At 46.1% G+C, this 6,245-nt stretch carries 5 protein-coding genes; all 5 read left to right on the forward strand.

Features of this window, described 5'->3' with window-relative positions:
- Window positions 1-394: 394 nt before the first annotated feature.
- Window positions 395-3,244, forward strand: coding sequence for an NACHT domain-containing protein (locus H6G07_RS25905; RefSeq protein WP_073610754.1), 2,850 nt, complete (start codon window positions 395-397; stop codon window positions 3,242-3,244).
- Between the two features lie 6 nt (window positions 3,245-3,250).
- A complete protein-coding gene (locus H6G07_RS25910; RefSeq protein ID WP_073610753.1) occupies window positions 3,251-4,606 on the forward strand; it encodes a S8 family serine peptidase in 1,356 nt (451 codons plus the stop codon).
- A 22-nt stretch (window positions 4,607-4,628) separates the two neighbouring features.
- Window positions 4,629-5,039 carry a hypothetical protein gene (locus H6G07_RS25915; RefSeq protein WP_073610800.1) on the forward strand — a complete coding sequence of 137 codons (411 nt, stop codon included), beginning with the start codon at window positions 4,629-4,631 and terminating at the stop codon, window positions 5,037-5,039.
- Between the two features lie 228 nt (window positions 5,040-5,267).
- A complete protein-coding gene (locus H6G07_RS25920; RefSeq protein WP_073610752.1) occupies window positions 5,268-5,912 on the forward strand; it encodes a Uma2 family endonuclease in 645 nt (214 codons plus the stop codon).
- Window positions 5,913-5,991: 79 nt separating this feature from the next.
- Entirely contained in the window at window positions 5,992-6,177 is a 186-nt protein-coding gene (locus H6G07_RS27240; RefSeq protein ID WP_084173592.1) for a BrnT family toxin, read from the forward strand.
- Window positions 6,178-6,245 lie beyond the last annotated feature (68 nt).

Raw genomic sequence — 6,245 nt, forward strand, 5'->3', positions numbered from 1 at the left:
CCTGAAAACGCTGAGGCTATGCTCCAGATTGCTATGGTTCGCATCATGCTCAGGCGCTTGGCTTAATTGGCTACACCCCTACCCCTTTTCAAACGCCCTCTAATAATGCTTATCCCAATCCGAGTTCTTCTACTATCTGATAAAATTTTGTGCAACACTACCAAGTTTTGAGCTCCGAGGCGGAAATTTCAAGCTTTGAGGTTGGCGTTTCAAGTTCAAATGTTGGAGTTTGAAGATTGAGAGGTGAATGGTTAGGCTTGAGCGCCAGAATTAGTGCCAAACCACATACCTGTTTTCACTAATTATTGATTTGAAAAGTAAATCTTCCACCTTTTGTAGGCAATGACAGAATATTGCTGGCAAGTGCATAACAGAGAAGGAAAGGAAATAAAGAATGTTGTCCTCAGTTGATGATCAGGTTTTAGATTTCTACAGTGAACTATTCAGTCACCTATTTTCTGAACCTTTCCGTGAGCATATCACCGAGCGACGACGGCTTAATGAGGTAACTCGGCAGGTGGAAGCCGCTGCAGATGCAGCATCAGCTTCGCTGACTCGCTTCTTCTTAAGCCAGAAGTTAAGCGAAGACATTGTTGCCAACATTCTTTCAGGCTTTGCATCGATGGGAAGCCTGCTGCAATTAGAGAAGGTTTCAAACGCTAACGTGACGGCTGAGGAAATTGTTGAGGATTTGCTCAATCATCTACCCTGTCCCCAAGCAGTACAGCCGCCCTATAATGCGATTTACCGTTTAGCGCTTTACACCATTGTACAGGTCTTGACTCAGGTAGGACCGGTTATGGCAGAGTGGCAAAAGCTCAACTTCTCCAGCACTTTTGAATTGCCGCGACGAGTAGTAAATCGATTGAATGAAATCAGCAGCCAGATTGATGCTTTAGGGCGGTCGGGTCAGGCTGGAGCCGATGAAAGCTATGAAATTCAGTACCGGGACTATCTGCTGCAACGCTTTCACAAGGTTGAGGCTGGCACAGTACGAATGACCACCAAACTAGATGTGGATTTGCGTGAGCTATTCGTAATGCCTCGTGTAGTGAAGCGAAAGCTTTCTAACGTAGCAAAGGACACAGAGAAAAATCTATCTATTTCTTTAATGGATTTAGCAGCAGCGCGTAAATCATACGGAGATCGCAACAGTCGGCATGGGAGAATCCAGCGAGTAGGGATTGAAAACCACGAACAAGTAGATGAATTACCTCCTACCATACTTGAGCAGGTGAGACGATCCGCTCGTACTGTGATTGTGGGGTTGCCCGGTTCTGGCAAATCTACATTCTTTGAGTGGCTACAGGTGCAGCTGGCATCGGTGGAAGAACAATTTATCTTAGGGGATCAGCAAGCTATTCCTTTGCTGTTGCGAGTGCGGCAACTTGATCTGCTGAACTTACCCCAAGGGGCGGCCTTAATTGAGAAAGCAACTGCTAGTAAAGACCGAGCGGATCTAATGCCGAAAGGATGGATTGAACGGCAGATGAAGGCAGGTCGCGTTCTGTTTATGCTGGATGGACTAGATGAAACCGAACCAGAGTTACGGGATAAGTTTTTGTTTCCTTGGTTGTTTAGGCTACTGAAACTATATCCGAAATGCCACTATCTAATCTCTTCTCGCCCTGTGGGTTATCCCCCTGGTCTGCTTCGCATAGGCAAATTTGCCGAATGCGATCTATTAGATTTCAACACCGCTCAAATTCGGGACTATACGTGCCATTGGTGTACAGCAGTTCGTCTAGCGCGGAACGAATCGGAGGATGAGGCACGGCGGGAGGGTGAACAGGATGGCAAGAGAATTGTGGAGGGATTTCAGGAACATCCATACATCCGCGATCTGGCTCGTAATCCGCTGATGTTATCTGCGATCTGCTTGGTCAACTACTTTGAGGGTGGTAGTTTACCTGAGGATCGGGCGTTGCTGTATCGTCTCTGCGTAGAAGGATTGCTGCATAACTGGGATCAACGGCGTGGCATTCACTCAGAATTCGGTTTTGATGAAAAGTTACGAACCTGTCGGGAACTGGCTCTAACGATGCAGTTAGAAGGTCTGGCTGAATGCAGTGCCAGTGAGGTATTGGCAACGTTTACTAAAGTTTTAGATGATTCAGAACGGGCAACTAAATTACTGGAACACATTCGCTATCGAACTGGACTTTTACTGGAACGTCGCCCTGATGTCTTTGGGTTTGCTCATCTGACCTTTCAGGAATATTTGGCAGCAAGGGGAATTCATGAGGGGAATCAACTTGACGTTGATGCTACCCAATTAGTGCGAGAAAATGATGATGGACGCTGGAAAGAAGTGATCGCCCTCTACTCTGGTCTAGCAACAACACCTGCCGTGCGAAATTTGATTGAACAATTGATCGTTCAAACAGATACAAGGTCATTAGGAGAGGTGTTGACGGAAGTCTATCTCTCTGCTGGCTCTGAGTTGGCTCAAGACAAGGACCTGCGACGGAGGGTCTTGGAACGAGTAGCAGTAGCACCAGGAGCGTGGGAAGCACAGCCTTTAAGTCGCTTTCCAACAGAAGAAGTTACGCCTGTAGCCAACACCTTAATTGGTATGATTCAAAGTGACATTGGCATTAGTGAATCCCTTATATGGTTGAGCGAGCACCCTAACTTGCTGGAGGTGTCTACCTTAGTGAATCGACTCCAATCATGGAGAAATATGACCTCTATCCAGATTGCTGACCTAATCTATCTAATTCATAGATTTGCTCCTGATGAAATACTAGAAGATATAGCAAAGAATAAAGCTTTATATAGTTCTTTAGGCCCCACCTTTGGCAGAAGCGAAGAAGTTTATTTCTCTCAAGCAGAAGTTGCTCTTATTGGGTTAGAACGTAGTAATTTCAAGCGATCAAAGTTGAAAGGACTTAACGCGTGCCTCCACCAAATAATTCAAGTGTTTCTTAGTGCAGACAATCTTTCTTGGTCTTCTTTACATAGTATTAGTAGTTTTTTAAAGGAAGAGATTTTTGAAATATCGACTTCATATTGGAGTCTTGAAGAGAAGCAAGAGTTTGTCTCCCTTGTAAAAAAATTGGCTGTTCACTTGGCGACCATAGAAGTGAAAGAAGGACCTATGGATGTTCAAGAAAGTGCCATCAGTGCTTTGAACCAATGGGCAAGTTTACTCGAAGATGGAAAAACAGCAGAAAATCATTATCGTAGATCGAAGTCTTCAGTAAAAATTATGCCTACTCAGCCCAAACGTAAACGGAAGTAAATTATCTTGAGTACCAAATCCAAAATATCCCCCGCATTTGAGCCTTTTCTTGCCGATAGTGGTGAGGATGACAAACGGGACGCGATCGTCATTTATCAAGCACCTCCTATTGAAGGATTACATTTACGTGGTCGCTTACGGGAACTTAAACGACGATTGGATGGAGTCAAAGAGCAAGCAGCAATAAAAGCATTTGAGCAGAAAATGCTAGCCCATTATCAGGAAGCTAGCCGTGACTTAGGTTATGCTGCACAACCTCTAAAAACTTCCACTATTGGTTCTGGCACTTTGCCCGTTATGACTGTTGAAGTTACCCGTAAAACCCTGGAAGCATTGGCAGAACAGCCTGATGTTGTTGCAGTTCTGCCTAATCAAAGGATTCACCTAATTCAGCCTAGAAAAGTTGAATATGAGGCACTAATTCAACAAGAGCAAAAAGACGGGCTGACTTGGGGCTTGAAACAACTGGAGATACCCACAGTGTGGGAAGCTACCAAAGGTAAAGACATCAATGTCGCTGTGCTGGATACAGGTGTGTACGGTGCCCATCCAGCCTTGAATGATCGCGTCAAAGAATTTATTGTCATCGATCCATTAGGGCGGCGTATCAAGGCAAACCCCACATTTGATTGCGGGCAACACGGTACCCACGTTTGCGGCACGATTGTAGGTGGGCAAGACTCCAACGGCGTATCGATTGGTGTAGCTCCCCAAGCTAATCTCTTAGTAGCAGGCGTTCTGATTGGTGACACCACCCTCCGAACTTTGATGGAAGGAATCTCCTGGGCGATTGAGCAAGGAGTAGACATTATCAATATGTCTCTCGGCATGAACTATTACGAACCGCTGTTTGCTGAAGTTTTGAATATTCTACTCAATCAATATGGAATTTTGCCTGTTGTGGCGATCGGCAATGAAAACCACGGTAACAGCAGTTCTCCTGGTAACACTCACAATGCGTTTTCTATTGGAGGTATTGAAAAAACTGCGTCAGATGGCGTAGATGTTGCGTTCTTTAGCAGCGGTGCTAGTTTGGTGTTTCCAGGCAAAGAGCCTGGTGCTTTAGTGACCAAACCAGATGTAGTTGCACCTGGTGCCCAAATATACTCCTGTATTCCTCCCACAAAACGCTCTAACGGAACTTTTGAATACAACTTTATGGATGGCACTTCGATGGCAACGCCTCATGTGGCTGGAGTTGCTGCCTTATTGATGGCAGCCAAACCAACAGCTCCTGTAACCGATATCATAGAAGTACTCAAAGAAACAGCTAGTCATCCGGATGGTAAAGACCTTCGACCTTGCAATCGTTGGGGATATGGGTTAATTCAACCCATTGAAGCACTCAAAGCCCTTGCCTAACCTTAAACCAGGTACGAGCATGATGTCTGAGCGCAGTGTAAATAACCAGAGTAAAATCAGTCCTGAGTTTGCCGCTCGATTAACTCAGCTTGAACCTCAAGAAAAAGTGCGCGCTATCGTCTTGCTAAAAGTTAATGAACCTGAAAACAACACAGGAAAGCATCCATCCCGTGTAGAACGCCAAGCTAATATGAAAGCCTTACAAGAATCAGCAGAGCAGTCTCTAGAAACTATTGACGGAATTATCAAACTCTTTGACGGACACCCTTTGGTTGAGCACCCTGATCTATTAGGTTCTATTCCAATTGAAATTACTGCTGCTGGTATCAATGCTTTAGCTAAATCTGATGCAGTCAAAGCTGTTATAGAAGACCAGGCAATTTATCCAGGACATTCAAATAATTCTATTGAAATCAGTCTTGGTCAATTTTGAAAGAATGATCGACCTTCAATTTTTATCTTTCAATCTTCAACCTTAAACTTTGGCCTTTCTGCTCAAAAAAAAGATAGAAACTCAAATCGTCGAGCAAATTGCTTTAACATTTAAGCCGGTTTCTTTCATTGTTATTAGCTGACGGACTATAGGTGCTCACTCATCAAAAGCCCAAAGCGCTTTAATCCTGCACTACGATCGCACTATCCCCCGCCCAACTAAAGCACCATGCTCACCGTCAGCCCAGAGCGCATTCAACTGCCCCCCGGCAGCACCGTCACCCTCCACTACCAAACCTGGGACGACTACGAGACCCTGCTCGCCAGCCGTCGCGACGATGCCGCCATCAAAATTCGCTTCAACGCCCACACCCAACAGATTTCGCTTATGGCTCCCATGGCAGGCCACGGCAGACGCATAGATACCCTGGTTGATCTGGTTAAAGCATTGCTACGCCACCAGGGGCGCGACTGGGATAGCTCCCACCCCGTGACTCTAAAACGCCTACGAGAAGCCGGAGCCGAACCCGATGCTTGCTTCTACATTCAAAACTGGCAGGCCGTTTTAGGTAAAGAGCGCATTGATCTAACCACTGATCCACCGCCTGACCTCGCGATCGAAATGGATCTCACCTCGGTGACTGAGCTAGAGGTATATCAAATGCTGGCCGTGCCAGAGGTCTGGATCTACCGCCAGGGACAGCTAAATCTCTATGTCTTAACCGAATCGGGCTACGGCGATCGCCCCACCAGCCTCGCATTCCCCACCGTAGACGTGAAAGCTCTACTGCCGCAGTATGTTGAGCGAGCCTGGGCAGCAGGCTCTAGCGTTGCCCTGCGAGAGTTTGAGCAATATCTCCAGACCACAACTTAGGTTATGTAAACCTGCTCTGCTGAGTCAGCAGCATACCTTGTCATGGTACAAGTAAACTAATGAATATGGGCTTTCTACCTTGCGCTATAGCTTCGAGTGGGATCCTGCAAAAGAGGCTGCTAATCTGCGGAAGCATGGCATTTCGTTTCGGCAGGCGTCCAGCGTCTTTCGCGACTCTCAACAACTTTCTGTCTACGATGAAGAGCATAGCCAGCAAGAAGACCGTTGGATTGGGTGCATCCCAGTCTTGCGAGACTCATTTTGAGAAGTAATTGTTTAGATACGCGCACCGCTGTCGCAGCACTTGTTGCACGTTGTCTTCGTCCCACTGAG

Source organism: Phormidium tenue FACHB-1052 (genome assembly GCF_014696675.1).
Taxonomy (GTDB): domain Bacteria; phylum Cyanobacteriota; class Cyanobacteriia; order Phormidesmidales; family Phormidesmidaceae; genus Nodosilinea; species Nodosilinea tenuis_A.

Bases quoted from the DNA above. Each gene is read 5' to 3' on its own strand.
- H6G07_RS25905 (WP_073610754.1), top strand. From the start codon at position 395: ATGTTGTCCTCAGTTGATGATCAGGTTTTAGATTTCTACAGTGAACTA.
- H6G07_RS25915 (WP_073610800.1), top strand. From the start codon at position 4,629: ATGTCTGAGCGCAGTGTAAATAACCAGAGTAAAATCAGTCCTGAGTTT.
- H6G07_RS25920 (WP_073610752.1), top strand. From the start codon at position 5,268: ATGCTCACCGTCAGCCCAGAGCGCATTCAACTGCCCCCCGGCAGCACC.